Genomic DNA, 16,113 nt, shown 5'->3' with positions numbered 1-16,113 from the left:
AAAGTCTGTCCGAGGCGCGTCCCGTCGCCGTGGCTCTCAAAGCCAGCCCTGGATGGATTGCACAAATTTCCTGAGGCGGCGTGAGCCGATCTTTCCCCTCACCGGGCAGCGTGGCGCATCAGCAGTCTTCTTCACGATGAGTTGTTTGGTACGCGAGATCTCTTGAAACTCTTGCGCGTAGGCAACCAGGAAGCCATCGACGGCGGACGTGGGACGTTCCCAATTGGCCTTGTCGTCCTTATAGTCAGTGTAGTCGTCCCAAATGAGCGTGCCGCCAAGCTTGAGCATCCCCCATGCCAGGACGCTATCCATCATGACGCTTTCGCGCTCGTGACAGCCATCGACATAAACCAGGTCAAATTCCGCCCCTGCCTGGCGTAGCCTGATCAGCGCCGGCAGCGAGAAGTCGCGAATCTTCGTAACCCGATCGGCGTAGCGCTTCAAATTCCTGTCGAACCTTTTCTCCCGTTTGTGGAAGGGATCAACGCAGGTGATGACGGCCCTTCGCAAATAGCTGGCAAAGAATAGCGCGGAGCGACCTTCCATGGAGCCAATTTCCAGAATCGAAAGCGGCGTGTCCCTTAGCGGTTCAAGAATGGGCATCCACGTCGACAGCTTGTTCGTCACGTAGTCGCGCTCGGCAAACGAAGCTGAAGCGTTGATGCTTTGCCAATCGAAATCCATTCCTGTCAGGCGTCCCTTCAGTGTAGCCGTGATTGTCGTTCCGGCCTCGCCGCACATTTGAACAATTTTGCGTCTTGAAACCATCCCCCTGTCTTCTCGATAGCTTCGTCTCAGACGGGTAAAATGTCATTTTGGTCGACAACAACGTTCGCGATAGCGGCATATGACCTCTCCATGAAAACGATGTTTCGCATTCATCGTTTCTGGGGCGATACCTCCGACGGTCAAGCGGCGGCATGAGGCGCGATCGCGGCAATTGCGCCTGGCCCGTCGGACTACGTCGAATCGGAATGGAGTTTTTAGACATTCGTTTATCTATTCGTGGTTTCTAATAACATATGGCATTCAATGCATTCACCTGGATGTGGTTTGTTTTCGGCCGCCTAAAACGCGCCGCGAACGGTAACGTTGCCGTCACCTTTGCCTTCACCTTGCCGGTCGTCGTCGGTGGCGCGGGACTTGGTGTCGAGACCTCCCTCTGGTACTACAACAGTCTGAAGCTGCAGGCTGTCGCCGATGCCGCGGCCTATGCCGGTGCGCTCGAGAAAATCGCGGGCTCCGACAACCCGACCATCATCGCCGCCGCCACCCAGTCGGCGACCTCGAACAATTTTGCCACGCCGGGCACGATCGAGGTCAACACGCCGCCATTGTCTGGCCCGAACACCGCGAAGAAGGCGGTGGAGGTCATCGTCAAGCAGAACCTCGATCGCTACTTCACGGCGATCTTCAACCAGGCGCCCGTTGCCGAACAGGCAAGGGCGGTGGCGCTGATCACCGACGCCGCCAAGGCCTGCAACCTAACTCTCAATCCGTCGGCCTCGCAGGCGGCGCTCTTCTCCGGCAACACCAACGTCAACCTCGTCGGCTGCGTCGTCATGTCGAATTCGACCGCCAGCGACGCCATCAAGACGCAGGGGTCGGCGGTGATCAAGGCCGACTGCCTGGTCACGGTCGGCGGGATGGTGCTGAACAATCCGGCGACCACGGTCTGCAAGTCTAACGTTACCCAGGCCTTGCCGGCATCCGATCCTTTCTCCAGCCTGCCGACGCCGACGGCCGGCAACCCGTGCAAGAGTGTCAACGGCAACAAGACGTCGCAAACACTCCAGCCCGGCACCTATTGCAGCGGCATGAGCCTCAGTGGCAACGTCACCCTGCAGCCCGGCGTCTATGTCGTGCAGGGCGGTATGAAGGTCAACGCCAACGCGGTCGTCGCGGGCAGCGGGGTAACCATCTTCATGGCAGGCAGCAACACCGTCAGCATGAACGGCAACGCCAAGGTGACGCTGAGCGCGCCGACATCCGGAACCTATTCCGGAGTGCTGTTCTACGGCGACAGGAACGGAGCTGCGGCGCAGAGCACTTTCAACGGCACCGCGGACTCGCTTTTGACCGGCGCGATCTATTTTCCCAAACAGCAGGTCAACTACCTTGGCAACTTCTCGGGGAACGGCGGCTGCACTCAGGTCGTCGCGGACACCATCCAATGGTCCGGCAGTACGACCATCAAGCAGGACTGCACCAGCCTCGGGATGAAGGACATTCCGGCGACGCAGTCCGTTCAGCTCGTAGAGTAGTGGGGATGTGTAGGCGGACCTTGCGCATTGTCCGGGACAAATCCGGGATAGCTGCCGTGGAATTTGCCATGGTGCTGCCCGTCCTGTGCTTAGTATGCTTCGGCATCGCCGACGGCTGGTCCTACGTGACGAGTTACCTGCAGATGCGCGCCGGCGTCAAAACCGCGGCCAATCTCGTGATGGCCGGCGCGTCCAATGACACGGGAACGCAGGCGGTGGCGCTTTCGAGCTGGAACAACAAGCCCGAGGATGCCGCGGTCGTGCTGGTCCGCTCCTATTTGTGCGGCACCACGGTCGTGGATGCGACCACCATCTGCGGCGGAACGAAGCTGCCGAACGTCTTCGTCCAGATAACGGCCACGGGCACCTGGGTGCCCCCGTTCAACTTCGGTGTCTTCCCCGATCCGCGCGCGATCAGTCATCAGCAGGTGATCCGTGTCCGCTGAAAGGATCGGATCCAGATGGCGCCATGACGGCTCCGGCGCAGCAGGGCTGGAATTCGCCTTGATCGCGCCGATCCTGGTGATGCTTTTGTTCGGAATCTTCGCCTTCGGCTGGGCCATGAACGCCGTGTCGACCGTCCGCTATACGCTGGAGACCTCTTCTCGGGCGCTGCAACTGAACAACACGCTTTCGGAGAGCGACATCCAGGCCATCGCTACGGAGAAATTGGCGAACCTGGGTCTGCAGAACGTCGTTGTGACGATTGCGATCGACCCTGCCAGCGGCGGCTTCAAGATGGCGCATCTGACCGCCAGCTATGCCTTCGTCATCGCCTTCCCGTATTTCGACCAGTATCCGATAAATTACGCTACGACCGTCACCGTTCCGCTGGTTGCCAGCTAGGTTGCGGCCGGCTTTCGTTGAGTTGGCGGCGCCCAACTCAGACCGTACCGGAACCACCGCGAGCCATAGCCGCCCCATCCGAGTTTGTACTTGCAAGGTGGTCGATTCCCTTCGTGGATGTAGCCGCTTAAAAGCCCGCTGCTGAAACCTCGGTGGTGGGCTTTTTCTCTATCGGACTAAAGTCTTGCTGCTTGCTTTCGAAGGTCTGATGTAACCGCTTTGGTTCTGTTCCTGTCCATTTGATGTTCCGAACTTTTTAGTGAATCCTCATACATTTTCGTCGGTCTGGATGATGCTACCCAGCCTTAGGTCAAGTGGCCCGAAGTCTCTGGGAGATGCTTCGCAACTTTCCGCACGTCGAACCGTACAGGTGGAGGTCGCTCCGTTGTAACCTCATGCCGGGGCGGCTGGCTCGCTGAGAATTCGGGCTGGGGTGTTCTCGGCGAGCCTGCAGGGACAGAACCCACGGAAGACCGGGGACTTCAGTCTTAGTTGAGCAATGGCTGACGTGCCTATAAGTTGGGCGTTGCGGGCCGAACCCCGTCCTCTAACCCATCCGCAAATGGCCCGACGCGCGTCTAGGTTCCGCCGACCTGCGTCGCGCGCGTCGGGCTGTTTCCTTCGCGAAGGTGCAGGTCTGTCCATGCCGACATCGAAGAAGCGTTTGCAGATACGCAGCGCGGGGTCACCGAACATTAAGCAAGCTTGAAAACGTTGGTGATCCCGACAGGAATCGAACCTGTGACCTACAGATTAGGAATCTGCCGCTCTATCCTACTGAGCTACGGGACCACGCGGCCAGATACATAGCCGCTTCGGACCGTTTCGCCAAGAGGCTCGCCGAAGGCAAATCAAGAGGCCGGCCGAAGGCAATCGGCCGGCCTTTCGGCGGCATAGGTCAGGCGGCGAGCGCCGTTTCGGCCAGTTTCACCCAGTAGCTCATGCCGTGCGGGATGACCTCGTCGTTGAAGTCGTAGGCCGGGTGGTGGAGGCCGGCGGTCTCGCCATTGCCGATGAAGATGAAGGCGCCGGGCCGGGCTTCCAGCATGTAGGAGAAATCCTCGCCGCCCATCACAGGCTGGATGGCGCGGTGAACCTGGGTGTCGCCGGCGACACTTGCCGCGACATCGCTGGCAAAGACGGTTTCTTCCGGATTGTTGAAGGTGACGGGGTAGTTGGCGTCATAGTCGACAGTGATCGTCGCCCCGAAGGCGGTGGCGATGCCGTCGCAAATGGCGCGGATGCGCTCCTCCGACTTCTTGGCGATCTCCTTTTTCAGCGTGCGCACCGTGCCGGCGATCTCGGCGGTCTCGGGAATGACGTTGTAGGCGTCGCCGGCGTGGAATTTGGTCACCGACACCACCACGGCCTCGACCGGATCGGTGCTGCGCGAGGCAACCGTCTGCAAGGCGCCGACAAGCTGGCTGGTGATGACGATCGGGTCGATCGTGCCGTGCGGCATAGCCGCATGGCCGCCGCGGCCCTTGACGGTGATGGTGAACTCGGCCGTCGCCGCCATGATCGGGCCCGGCCGGATGGCAAACTGGCCGACCGGCAGGCCCGGCATGTTGTGCATGCCGAAGACCCTGGAAATGTCGAAACGCTCCATCATGCCGTCCTTGACCATCTCGTTGCCGCCGCCGCCGCCTTCTTCGGCCGGCTGGAAGATCACCGCCACCGAGCCGGCAAAATTGCGCGTTTCGCTCAGATATTTGGCGGCGCCCAACAGCATTGCGGTGTGGCCGTCATGGCCGCAGGCGTGCATCTTGCCGGGCACGGTCGAGGCGTAGGACTTGCCGGTGATCTCGTTGATCGGCAGCGCGTCCATGTCGGCGCGCAAGCCTATGGTCGCGCCTTCGCCCTTGCGGCCATGGATGATGCCGACGACGCCGGTCTTGCCGAGGCCTGTCACCACGTCGTCGCAGCCGAACTCCTTCAGCTTCTCGGTGACGAAGGCGGCGGTCTTGAAGACATCGAAATTCAGTTCTGGCGTCTGGTGCAGATGACGTCGCCAGCCGGCAACTTCATCTTGCATCTCGGCGGCGCGGTTGAGAATCGGCATAATGGTTCCATCTCGCTGTTGGAGCAGACGGTCTAGCCTGCTGCTTTGCAATTGTGATTGCCAGGCACTTTGCCATCTTGGCGTCACATAGGGTAAATAGCACCGCAAACAACGTGATCCGGAAATTGAGGGCCGGATCTCATCATGCTGGCCATCGCGTAACGAAATCTTACGGAGCCAGGGGCGACTACGGCAAGAGGCGATTTCGGATTCCATGATGCGGCACAGCCATATCCTCAAATTACTGCTAACGGGCGCCTTGGCGCTGCCGATGCTGGCCGGGCCGGCTTCGGCCAATCCGATTGTCCTGTTCGACCTGAACAGCGGCAAGGTTTTACAGCATCAGGACGCCTTCAGCCGCTGGTATCCGGCTTCACTGAGCAAGCTGATGACCGCCTATGTCACCTTCCGGGCGATTGCCGCCGGCGAGGTCCAGCTCAATTCGCCGATCAAGGTGACCAAGCATTCCGCCGGCGAACCGCCAAGCAAGATGGGCTTCAAGCCGGGCTCGGTGATGCGGCTCGACAATGCGCTGAAGATGATGCTGGTCAAATCGGCCAATGACATCGCCATGGCCGTCGGCGAGAATATAGGCGGCTCGCAGGCCGGCTTCGCCATCCGCATGAACGCTGAAGCCGCGCGGCTCGGCATGACCGGGACGCATTTCGTCAACCCGAACGGGTTGTTTTCGCCGGACCAGTATACGACGGCGCGTGACCTTGCCTTGCTGGTGATGGCGATCCGCAAGGAATTCCCGCAATACGCGCCCTGGTTCTCGATCGAAGGCCTTGCCGTCGGCAAGAAGGCGATCTCCAACTACAATCTCTTGATCGGCCGCTACCCGGGCGCCGACGGCATGAAAACCGGGTTCGTCTGTCCCTCGGGCTTCAACATGATCGGCTCGGCGACGCGCAACGGCCGCACGCTGGTCGCCGTCGTGCTTGGCGAAAAATCGGCGATCAGCCGCGCCGAGACCGCCGCCAGGCTGCTTGATCAGGGCTTTGCCATGTCCGACCCGAACTGGCTCACGGTTGCGGCCATGCCGTCCTACGGCGATACCATGTCGCCCAACGACATGCATGACGAGATCTGCAAGAAGAAGGCCCCCGAAGAACAGTCCGAGGCAGCACCGCCGGTCGCCGCAAAAAACGCCACGGCCGCACCGAAATCGCCCTATCGGGAGAAGCTCGACCATGTGCCGACGCTGGTTGCCGTCGGCCTTGGCGGCGCCACCGGGCCGGCGCCGAAGGCAATGCTCGACCAGGGCGGCCAGGAATTCGCCGATGTGCCGCTGCCGAATTGGCGGCCCGACGTCCCGGCGCCAAAGGGCTCGGAACCGGTCGTGGTGGGTTCGGCAAGCGCAGTGCAAGGCGACCAGCCGGTCAAGGCCGCGAACTAGGCCGATGGCCAGTTTTCCGATACCCGTCACTGTGCTCACCGGCTTCCTCGGCGCCGGCAAGACGACATTGCTCAACCGGCTGCTCAAAGACCCGGCTCTTGTCGATACGGCCGTCATCATCAACGAGTTCGGCGAGGTGGCGATTGACCATCTCCTGGTCGAGCAGGCCTCGGACGGCATCATCCAACTGTCCGACGGTTGCCTGTGCTGCACGGTGCGCGGCGAACTGGTCGACACGCTGGCCGACCTCGTCGACCGGCTGCAGACAGGTCGTATAGCCCGCCTTGCCCGCGTCGTCGTCGAGACCACCGGCCTCGCCGATCCGGCGCCGGTGCTGCAGTCGATCATGGCGCATCCCGCCCTTGTCCAGGCGTTCCGGCTCGATGGCGTCATCACGCTGGTCGACGCGGTCAACGGCAATGCCACGCTCGATGGCCATGTCGAGGCGGTCAAACAGGTGGCGGTGGCCGACCGCATCGTGCTGACCAAGGTCGATCTGGCCGGCGATCCCGCCGATGTCGAGGCTTTGCGGGCGCGGCTCCATCAGCTCAATCTGGGTGCCAAAGTGCTGGAGGCCGGTGACAGCCAAACCGGCGTCGCGGCCCTGTTCGATTGCGGTCTCTACAATCCGGCGACCAAATCCGCCGACGTGCAGCGCTGGCTGGGCGAAGAAGCCGCTGATGACCATGAGCACCATCATCATGGCGATCACCTTCACCATGGGCACGGCGATCATGATCACGCCGGGCATCGCCACGATTCCCGTGTGCGCTCGTATTCGCTGGTGCATGACGGGCCGGTGCCGTTTTCGGCGATCGAGATGTTCCTCGACCTGTTGCGTTCGGCGCATGGCGATAAGCTCTTGCGCATGAAGGGCGTCATCGAGCTTGCAGAAGACCCGTCACGGCCGCTGATCGTCCACGGCGTGCAGAAGATCCTGCATCCGCCGGCGCGGCTGCCGTCCTGGCCGGACGGCCAGCGCGGCACCAGGCTGGTGCTGATCACGCTCGACATGCCGGAGGACTATGTGCGCCGGCTGTTTGCCGCCTTCACCAACCGTCCGTCAATCGACACTCCGGATCGTGCGGCGCTGGAGAGCAATCCGCTGGCGATTGCCGGGGGCTGAAGCAATTCCAGGAAAAGTGTGAGCGGTTTTCCCGGGAAAATCGCCTAGCGCTTTCCCTTGCGAATTGCGTCAAAACAAAGGGATAGAGCAGTTCCAAGGCGCTACGCGCCGCGCTCGACCAGAAAGCGATGGCCGCCGGAAATGGCCGCTGTTTCAACCAGCTGGTGGCCGGCGTCGGCGCAAAAGGCGGGGATGTCGATGACCGCCAGTGGGTCGGTGGTCTCCAGCCACAGCCGGCTGCCCGGCTGCATCGCCGCCAGGCGTTTTTTCGCCTTGAGAACGGGCAAGGGGCAGTTCAGCCCTTTGAGATCATAGATCGCGGCCAAGGTGAAACCTCAGCCGCCGAACATGCCGAGCAACTTGTTCTTGATCTTTGACAGCCGGCTTTCATCGGCCTGCGGCTCGGCCGGGGCTGCCTCGACGCTGGCGGTGGCGACCGGCTGCTGGGCGGCCTGCTTGGCTGCTTCCTTTTCGGCTACCGCCTGGGCCTTGGCCGCTTCCTTTTCAGCCAGTGCCTGGGCCTTGGCGGCTTTCGCGGCTTCGATGGCCGCAACCCGCTGTTCCTCGGCCTTGCGCCTGGCTTCCTTCTCGGCGTCGAGCGCGGCCATCTTGCGGCCGGCCGGCGAATCGATGCGGCCCATGCGCGCCGTCTCGGTCACCGTGCCATCGGAATTGAGCGACGGCGGGTCGATCGGCACGCGCTCGCCGCGGGCGCGCCGCTTCGACCAGTCGGAAACGATGCTGGCCTCCTTGATGCCGGCAATGGTCGGCTTGGGCGCCGGCACGCTGGCCTTGACCGCGCCGGTGAAGGCCGCGTCATAGCTGCTCTGATAGGCGTTGTAGGCGCTCTTCAGCGAATCCGGCTGCGTGGTCGGAGGGCAGGCGCCGGTCGGATCGAAGGTCGTGCCTTGAGGCGCCACCTGGTTAAAGACATAGCGCTTCTCGCAAACATCGACCTTCGGCGGCACCTTGGTGATCTCGAAGTTGTCGTAGCCGACCTTCAGCATCTTCCAGAACTCGTAGTTCGGGTCGTTGCGATAGCGCGCCATGTTGGCGGCGGTCATGCGGAACGGAAAGGCCTGGATCTGGAACTCGGTCTGGCCGCCCTGGAAGGCATCGCGGCCGAAGGCGTAAATCTGCTCGATCTGCGGGTCGGTCATCGAATAGCAGCCCGACGACGAGCAGGCGCCATGCACCATCAGATTGGCGCCGGTGCGGCCATTGGCACGGTCATAGGCGTTGGGATAGCCTATGTTGAACGACAGGTGATAGTTCGAGCGCGGGTTCATTTGCGACGGGCGAACCGTGTAGAAACCTTCCGGCGCCTGGCGGTCGCCCTCGGTGTATTTCGGTCCGAGCTTGCCCGACCATTTGCAAATGTCGTAGCTGGCGACCATCTCGTAGCGGCCGGTGGTCTTGGCCTTCCAGATCTCGAGCTTGCCTTCTTCCTTGAAGATGCGGGCCATCACCGACGAGGTGCGGACCATGCCCTTGGCCTTCATGTCGGCGAGGATCTTGTCCGGCAGCGGCTTGTTGGCCTCCGGCGCGAAATCCTTCATCGAGGAATCGTTGCAGCCGGCAACGCCGAGGGCGGCGATCAGGATTCCGGTGCGGGCAAGCTTGGCAAACATGGTTACGGCTATGTCTTTTTCCCGGGGCGTGGGGCTTCGCAGCCGCAGGCCAACACACTAAACCTTCACGGACACTAAGCCCGTTAACCTTGAAAATTCCTTACCGCAAGCTCCGGACGGCTGCCCCCACGGCAATTCGCTCGATGTCACGGACTTTTCATTGAACCGAATGCGGCGGCAATTTTGTGGCGAAATTGCTCGCTGACGCCACATTGCGGCGCCCGGCCGGCCTGAAATCAGAGGCTGCGGCCCATCGCCAGGTATTTTTCGCGGCGCTGCTCGCGAAAATCGGTGTTGGCGCCGGCAAAATCCTTCATCGTCTTGGCGATGAGGTCGCCGGTGGCGGCGATCACCGTTTCGGGCGCGCGCTGGGCGCCGCCGAGCGGCTCGGGGATGATGGCGTCGATGATCTTCATTTCCAGAAGATCCTGGGCGGTGATCTTCATGTTGGTCGCCGCATCCTTGGAGCGCGTGGTGTCGCGCCACAGGATCGAGGCCGCACCCTCCGGCGAGATCACCGAATAGATGGCGTGTTCCAGCATGTAGACGCGGTTGGCGGTGGCAATGGCAATGGCGCCGCCCGAGCCGCCTTCGCCGATGACGACCGAGATCGACGGCACTTTGAGGCCGAGACAGGCCGAGGTCGAACGGGCGATGGCTTCGGCCTGGCCGCGTTCCTCGGCGCCGACACCGGGATAGGCGCCGGCGGTGTCGACCAGCGTCAGAAGCGGGATCTTGAAGCGGTCGGCAAGTTCCATCAGCCGCACCGCCTTGCGGTAGCCTTCAGGTCGGACCGAGCCGAAATTGTGCTTGAGCCGGCTCGCCGTGTCCGAGCCCTTTTCCTGGCCGATGACGGCCACCGGTTCGCCGCGGAAGCGGGCGAAGCCGCCGATGATCGCCTGGTCCTCGCCGAAATTGCGGTCGCCGGCGAGCGGCGTGAAATCGCTGAACAGGCCCTTGATGTAGTCGACGCAATGCGGCCGGTCGGTGTGACGCGCCACCTGCACCTTCTGCCACGGCGTCAGCGCCTTGTAGATATCGCGCAGCGCGTCGCGCACGCGCTTCTCGAGCCGGCTGATTTCGTCGCCGACATCGACCGCCTCGCCATTCTCGGCAAGCTTCTTCAGCTCGAGGATCTTGAGTTCAAGGTCCTGCACCGGCTTTTCGAAATCGAGGTAATTGTACATTCTTGAGCGGACCGATGCGTCGGAAGGCAAAGACTGACGGAACCCTGAAAAGCGGGGCGCCGCGCGGTGGAACGTGCCCTCACATAGCGATATGAGGCCTAGTCGGCAAGCGGATGATGATCGTTGACCAGCCGCACCAGCCGCTCTTCCAGCACATGGGTGTAAATCTGCGTGGTCGAGATATCGGCATGGCCGAGCAACTGCTGCACCGCCCTGAGATCGGCGCCGTTCTGGAGGAGATGGCTGGCAAAAGCATGGCGCAGCACATGCGGCGATATTTTCGCCGCCGATATGCCGGCCCGTGCCGCAAGGCCTTTGAGGTCGCGGGCAAAGACCTGCCGGGAGAGATAGCCGCTGTCGCCGGCGGCCGGAAACAGGAACGGGCTGTCGGCGAAAGCCGGCACCGTGGCCCGGGCCGTGAGCCATGCCCGCATCGCCGTGCGCGCCTTGGCCGACAGCGGCACCATGCGCTCCTTGTCGCCCTTGCCACGCACCATGAAGAAGCGGTCGTCGCGCTGGGCGACGGTCACCGGCAGGCCGACCAGTTCGGAGACGCGCAGGCCGGTGGCATAGAGCACCTCCACCAGCGCGTGGAGGCGCAGCGCCGCCAGCCGGTCGCCATTGACGCCATTACCTGCTTCGAGGGCCGCGCGGTCGAGCAGCCGGCCGGTATCGGCCTCGCTCATCGTCTTGGGCAGCGGCCGGCCCTTTTTCGGGCTGTCGAGCGTGCCGGTCGGGTCGTCGCCGCGCAGGCCCTCGGCATAGAGAAATTTGAAGAACTGGCGGATCGCCGACAGTTTGCGCGCCTGCGAGGTCGGGGCAAAGCCCCGCGCGGCGATGTCGTCGAGATAGGCGCGGATGTCGGCCGCGGCAGCGCCGGCAAGCCCGCCGCGAATCTGCTGCGAGGCATCCTCGAGATCGCGGCGATAGGAGGACAGCGTATTTTCGGCGGCACCGCGTTCGGCGCTCATCATTTCGAGAAAGGCTTCGATGCGAGCCGCGCTGTTCATTTCCTGAAGTCAGCCTGCTTTGGTCAGTTTTTCTTGGGGTTCAGCTTTTCCGGCGGAATGCGCACGGTGATTTCCGCCTTTTTCGGCTCGACGAACATCGCCAGCGCCACCATCATACCATAGGCAATGCCGGCAAGAATCATCAGTGTCACGACAAAGCGGAACAGTGTCGGCATCAATTTTCGCCCGTCTTCTTGTTCTGCGATTCCAAACCCTGTGCCCTTATGGGACGCCAATCCGGCCAATTCAAGCACGAAGGGTTTTGTCTAACGCAGGTCGATGCGGGAAAACCACTGCACTTTCCGAGGCCTGCTCAGGGCGCGATGCTTGACGCAAACCGGCTTTTGATGTCGATACGCCGGCAAAGACGGCTTAGAAACAGCATGGTTTCATGAACGCGTTTCCAGCAAATCCTCCTGGCGAGAGCCATGCTACGCTGCTCGACAGGCTGGGCAGTCGTTCGATTGTCTTTGTCGGCCTGATGGGCGCCGGCAAGACAGCGATCGGCCGCAAGGTGGCGGCCATGCTTTCGCTGCCGTTCATCGACAGCGACCAGGAGATCGAAAGCGTGTCGCGCATGACCGTGCCGGAGCTGTTCGAACGCTATGGCGAGACCGAATTCCGGGCGCTCGAGCAGCGCGTCATCCTGCGCCTCCTGGAAAACGGCCCGCAGGTGCTGTCGACCGGCGGCGGCGCCTTCATGAATGCGCAGACGCGCGACGCGATCGCGTCGCATGGTGTCTCGGTGTGGCTGAAGGCCGAGCTCGATCTGTTGATGGAGCGCGTCTCCAAGAAGCAGAACCGGCCCTTGCTCAAAAACCCCGATCCGCGCGCCGTGCTCGAGCGATTGATGGGCGAACGCTATCCGGTCTATGCGACCTCCGACGTCACCGTGGCGACACGCGACGACCGCAAGGAGGTCATCGCGACCGAGGTCGTCGACGCATTGTGCGGGCATTTCGGCATTCCGGCCACCACGGCACTGGGCGAGGTGAGGCCATGAGCGAGCCGGTCACTGTCGAGGTCGGCCTTGGCGAGCGCGCCTATGACATCCTGATCGGCCCCGGCCTTCTGGCGCGCGCCGGCGCCGAGATATCGCGCCGCCTGCCCGGCACGAGGGCGGCGGTGGTCACCGACGAAAATGTCGCGGCGACACATCTCGACGCACTGAAGGCCGGTCTGGAAACAGGCGGCATCCAGCCTGCTGTCATCACCTTGCCGGCCGGCGAAAAGACCAAGAGCTTTGCCCATCTCGAAGAGGTGGTCGACGGCGTGCTGGCCGCCAGACTGGAGCGTGGCGATGTCGTCATCGCGCTCGGCGGCGGGGTCATCGGCGACCTCACCGGCTTTGCCTCCGGGATCGTGCGCCGCGGCATGAATTTCGTCCAGATTCCGACGTCGCTCTTGGCGCAGGTCGATTCCTCGGTCGGCGGCAAGACCGGCATCAACAGCCCGCGCGGCAAGAATCTGGTTGGCGTCTTCCACCAGCCGAAGCTGGTGCTGGCCGACACCGAGGTGCTCGACACGCTGCCGATCCGCGAATTTCGCGCCGGCTATGCCGAACTCGCCAAATACGGGCTGATCGACCGGCCAGCGTTTTTCGCCTGGCTGGAAGAGAACTGGACAAAGGTATTCGCCGGCGGGGCGGAGCGGGCCGAGGCCATTGCCGAAGCCTGCCGAGCCAAGGCCGATGTCGTTGCCCGCGACGAGTTCGAAACCGGCGACCGCGCGCTGCTCAATCTCGGCCATACATTCGGCCATGCGCTGGAGGGGGCCACACAGTATGACGGTGCTCGTCTTGTCCATGGCGAAGGCGTCGCCATCGGCATGGCGCTGGCGCATCGCTTTTCCGCACGGCTCAACCTGGCAAGCCCGGACGACGCGGCAAGGGTCGAGGCGCATCTGCGCGCCGTCGGCCTGCCTTGGCGGATGTCCGACATCCCTGGCGAACTGCCCGACGCCGAGGCGCTGCTTGGCTTCATCACCCAGGACAAGAAAGTGTCGCGCGGCGCGTTGACCTTCATCCTGACGCGCGGCATCGGCCAGGCTTTTATTGCCAAGGATGTGCCGGCGTCCGAAGTGCTGTCGTTCCTCAGGGAAAACCATCCGGCCAACGGGAAAGCCGGCTGAGATGGACACCGGCTGGATCGTTGTCGCCGTCCTCGCCATCCTCATCTTGTTTTTCATTGCCGTGCGCACGCGCCTGCTTGCCATGTTCGGCTATGAGCTGTCACGCATCGAGCCGCAGCGCTCCACCCAGGATGAGTTGCGCGGTGCGGTCGACGATTTCCGCCGTGACGGCCAGATGGTGCGCGAGGACCGCGACCGTGTCGGCGGCCTGTTCGACCTTGACGAGCTCGAAGTCTCCGACATCATGGTCCACCGCACCAATATGCGCTCGGTCAATGCCGACAATGCGCCGGAAGCGGTGGTGCGCGAGATCCTGCAGAGCCCGCACACTCGCATGCCGCTGTGGAAGGGCTCGCTCGACAACATTGTCGGTGTGCTGCACGCCAAGGACCTGCTGAGATCGCTGAACGAGGTCGGCAACGACTTTACCAAGATCGACGTGATGAAGATCGCGTCCAAGCCATGGTTCGTGCCCGACACCACGACCTTGCAGGAACAGCTCAACGCCTTCCTGCGCGCCAAGGCGCATTTTGCCATCGTCGTCGACGAGTATGGCGAGGTCGAAGGTCTGGTGACACTGGAGGACATCATCGAGGAGATCGTCGGCGAGATCGCCGACGAGCACGATGTCGACGTCCAGGGTGTGAAGCAGGAGGCCGACGGCTCCGTCGTCGTCGACGGCACGGTGCCGATCAGGGATCTCAACCGGGCGCTCGACTGGAACCTGCCGGATGAGGAAGCCACCACCATTGCCGGGCTGGTCATCCACGAGACGCAGTCGATCCCCGAGGAAAAGCAGGCCTTTACCTTCCATGGCAAGCGCTTCGTGGTGATGAAGCGCGACAAGAACCGGATCGCCAAGATCAGGATCCGGCCCGCGGGGGAAGTTAGCTAAATTCGGCCGTGGATATCACAATTCCCTGGTCGAGCGCTGGCTTAGCGTCGCGCCGGTTTCAGCATCGATCGCAGCCAAGCTGACATCATAACCCCAGAGGCTTCGGATATGGCGAAGCGTCGCGTCACGGCTCTTGCCGTCGAGCATGATACCGTTCTTGACATCGTGCTGCAGCCGCAGATGCCGGTCGCCCAGCAGATCGACGTCGACGACCTGGATGTCGGGACGGCTGGCGCCGATATCGTAGCTTTGCGCGAGCGCCGACCGTATCCTGGCATAGCCGCGCTCATTGTGGATCGAGGCCACCTCATAGTGTGGCTCGTCGGCACCGTCGGCGAGCACGAAGAGCCGCCATTTGCGGATCAGCGTCGGGCTTAGATATTGGCGGATGAAGGATTCGTCGCGGTGGTTTGCCCAGGCGTCGAGCAAGGTGTCGCGCCAGTCGCCGCGGCCGGCGATGTCGGGAAACCAGTCGCGGTCCTCGGCGGTCGGCGCGGTCGAGATGCGCTGGATGTCCTGCATCATGTCGAGACCCAGCGCATAGGGATTGATGCCGGAAAAGCGCGGGTCGTCATAGGCCGGCTGGAAGATGACGTTGGAGTGGTTGCGCAGGATCTCCAGCATGGCGCCTTCGTTGATGCGGCCGCGATCGAACAGCGTGTTCATGAGCGTGTAATGCACGAAGGTGGCGCAGCCTTCGTTCATCACCTGGGTTTGCCGCTGCGGGTAGAAATATTGCGCGACGACACGCACGATCCTGACGATCTCGCGCTGCCAGGGCTCGAGGACGAGGCTGTTCTTCTCGAGGAAATAGAGCAGGTTTTCCTCCGGCAGATTGAGCGATTTCTTCCGCTCGGCAAGGATTTCGTCCCCTGCTTCCGGCTTGCTCTTGCCCTGCGAGGGCGGCAGTGTCCGCCACAGATCGTTGAAGGAGCGCTCCTCGTATTCGAGACGTTCGCGCAGTCCCTCGCGCTGTTGCTCCGACGACAGTTTCGGCGGCCGGCGGTAACGGAACACACCTTGCTCCATCAGCGCATGCGCGGAATCCAGGATCGCCTCCACGGCGGCCATGCCATGCCGTTCCTCGCACCGGGCTATGTAGCTCTTGGCGAAGTCCAGATAGCTCAGGATGCCGCCGGCATCCGTCCATTGCCGGAAGAGATGATTGTTCTTGAAGAAATGGTTGTGCCCGAGCGCGGCATGCGCGGTCACCAAGGCCTGCAGGGCCATGGTGTTTTCTTCCATGAGGTAGACGATGCAGGGGTTGGAGTTGATGACGATCTCGTAGGCCAAACCCCGCGCGCCCTTGCGGTAGAGAAGCTCGTCGTGGAGAAAACGTTTGCCGAACGACCAGTGCCGGTACATCAGCGGCATGCCGATCGACGAATAGGCGTCGAGCATCTGCTGCGAGGAAATTATCTCCATCTGCACCGGATAGATGTCGAGGCGAAGCTCTTCGCGGCCGATCGCTTCGATCTCGTCATAGACCCGGGACAGTTTGTTGAAATCCCAGTCGGACCCGGAAAACAGCAGTTCGGACTTGCGCGCCTGGCTGACCATTGC

General features: G+C 62.3%; 16 protein-coding genes and 1 tRNA gene. 8 read left to right on the top strand and 9 right to left on the bottom strand.

Translation table 11 applies throughout. The features are described 5' to 3' along the window. Nucleotides 1-36 precede the first annotated feature (36 nt). Complete coding sequence (locus ACYHH6_RS00790) at nt 37-768, bottom strand: class I SAM-dependent methyltransferase (RefSeq protein WP_352585332.1); 732 nt, start codon at nt 766-768, stop codon at nt 37-39. 254 nt (nt 769-1,022) lie between these two features. Between ACYHH6_RS00790 and ACYHH6_RS00785 the strand changes: the two genes are divergently transcribed. From ACYHH6_RS00785 to ACYHH6_RS00775, 3 genes are read left to right on the top strand one after another with little or no spacing between them, the layout of a single operon-like run. Further along, a complete protein-coding gene (locus tag ACYHH6_RS00785; RefSeq protein WP_352585333.1) occupies nt 1,023-2,264 on the top strand; it encodes a pilus assembly protein TadG-related protein in 1,242 nt (413 codons plus the stop codon). 5 nt (nt 2,265-2,269) lie between these two features. Further along, entirely contained in the window at nt 2,270-2,710 is a 441-nt protein-coding gene (locus ACYHH6_RS00780) for a TadE/TadG family type IV pilus assembly protein (protein ID WP_352585335.1), read from the top strand. After that, the gene (locus tag ACYHH6_RS00775) at nt 2,700-3,110 is read left to right on the top strand and encodes a TadE/TadG family type IV pilus assembly protein (protein ID WP_352585336.1); all 411 of its coding nucleotides are present in this window, start codon (nt 2,700-2,702) and stop codon (nt 3,108-3,110) included. The genes ACYHH6_RS00780 and ACYHH6_RS00775 overlap by 11 nt, the downstream gene beginning before the upstream one ends. A gap of 715 nt (nt 3,111-3,825) precedes the next feature. Here the strand turns inward: ACYHH6_RS00775 and ACYHH6_RS00770 are convergent. Both ACYHH6_RS00770 and ACYHH6_RS00765 read right to left on the bottom strand, forming a co-directional pair. Then, a tRNA-Arg gene (locus ACYHH6_RS00770) sits at nt 3,826-3,902 on the bottom strand. Between the two features lie 106 nt (nt 3,903-4,008). Further along, nucleotides 4,009-5,172 (bottom strand): M20 aminoacylase family protein, encoded by a 1,164-nt coding sequence (locus ACYHH6_RS00765; protein WP_352585337.1) that lies wholly within the window; start codon nt 5,170-5,172, stop codon nt 4,009-4,011. Between the two features lie 217 nt (nt 5,173-5,389). Here ACYHH6_RS00765 and ACYHH6_RS00760 point away from each other — a divergent pair, with 217 nt between their 5' ends. Next, on the top strand, nt 5,390-6,571 hold the full coding sequence (locus tag ACYHH6_RS00760; protein WP_488500508.1) for a D-alanyl-D-alanine carboxypeptidase family protein: 1,182 nt from the start codon (nt 5,390-5,392) through the stop codon (nt 6,569-6,571). Between the two features lie 4 nt (nt 6,572-6,575). Continuing rightward, nucleotides 6,576-7,697 carry a CobW family GTP-binding protein gene (locus tag ACYHH6_RS00755; RefSeq protein WP_352585341.1) on the top strand — a complete coding sequence of 374 codons (1,122 nt, stop codon included), beginning with the start codon at nt 6,576-6,578 and terminating at the stop codon, nt 7,695-7,697. A gap of 101 nt (nt 7,698-7,798) precedes the next feature. Here the strand turns inward: ACYHH6_RS00755 and ACYHH6_RS00750 are convergent, their stop codons facing one another. From ACYHH6_RS00750 to ACYHH6_RS00730, 5 genes are all read right to left on the bottom strand, one after another. Beyond that, entirely contained in the window at nt 7,799-8,023 is a 225-nt protein-coding gene (locus ACYHH6_RS00750) for a sulfurtransferase TusA family protein (RefSeq protein WP_352585343.1), read from the bottom strand. A 9-nt stretch (nt 8,024-8,032) separates the two neighbouring features. After that, nucleotides 8,033-9,328, bottom strand: coding sequence for a L,D-transpeptidase family protein (locus tag ACYHH6_RS00745; protein WP_352585345.1), 1,296 nt, complete (start codon nt 9,326-9,328; stop codon nt 8,033-8,035). 236 nt (nt 9,329-9,564) lie between these two features. After that, a complete protein-coding gene (locus ACYHH6_RS00740; protein WP_192258328.1) occupies nt 9,565-10,515 on the bottom strand; it encodes an acetyl-CoA carboxylase carboxyltransferase subunit alpha in 951 nt (316 codons plus the stop codon). Between the two features lie 98 nt (nt 10,516-10,613). After that, nucleotides 10,614-11,525 carry a site-specific tyrosine recombinase XerD gene (locus tag ACYHH6_RS00735; RefSeq protein ID WP_352585348.1) on the bottom strand — a complete coding sequence of 304 codons (912 nt, stop codon included), beginning with the start codon at nt 11,523-11,525 and terminating at the stop codon, nt 10,614-10,616. Between the two features lie 23 nt (nt 11,526-11,548). Continuing rightward, entirely contained in the window at nt 11,549-11,701 is a 153-nt protein-coding gene (locus ACYHH6_RS00730) for a histidine kinase (protein ID WP_112562194.1), read from the bottom strand. A 215-nt stretch (nt 11,702-11,916) separates the two neighbouring features. Here ACYHH6_RS00730 and ACYHH6_RS00725 point away from each other — a divergent pair, with 215 nt between their 5' ends. Genes ACYHH6_RS00725 through ACYHH6_RS00715 form a run of 3 tightly spaced genes read left to right on the top strand, consistent with a single transcriptional unit; the run spans nt 11,917 to nt 14,550 of the window. Next, nucleotides 11,917-12,528: a shikimate kinase gene (locus ACYHH6_RS00725; protein WP_352585350.1), complete on the top strand. Its 612-nt coding sequence runs from the start codon at nt 11,917-11,919 to the stop codon at nt 12,526-12,528. Beyond that, nucleotides 12,525-13,655, top strand: a complete 1,131-nt coding sequence (gene aroB, locus ACYHH6_RS00720; RefSeq protein WP_352585352.1) for a 3-dehydroquinate synthase — start codon at nt 12,525-12,527, stop codon at nt 13,653-13,655. Before ACYHH6_RS00725 ends, aroB begins: the two co-directional genes overlap by 4 nt. Before the next feature lies 1 nt (nt 13,656). Further along, the gene (locus ACYHH6_RS00715; RefSeq protein ID WP_352585354.1) at nt 13,657-14,550 is read left to right on the top strand and encodes an HlyC/CorC family transporter; all 894 of its coding nucleotides are present in this window, start codon (nt 13,657-13,659) and stop codon (nt 14,548-14,550) included. 15 nt (nt 14,551-14,565) lie between these two features. On the opposite strand, the gene ACYHH6_RS00710 is transcribed toward ACYHH6_RS00715, so the two are convergent. Beyond that, nucleotides 14,566-16,110, bottom strand: coding sequence for a SpoVR family protein (locus ACYHH6_RS00710; RefSeq protein ID WP_352585828.1), 1,545 nt, complete (start codon nt 16,108-16,110; stop codon nt 14,566-14,568). Between the last annotated feature and the right edge of the window lie 3 nt (nt 16,111-16,113).

Source organism: Mesorhizobium sp. P171375, from assembly GCF_057786075.1.
This window is presented reverse-complemented; position numbering and strand designations above follow the sequence as displayed.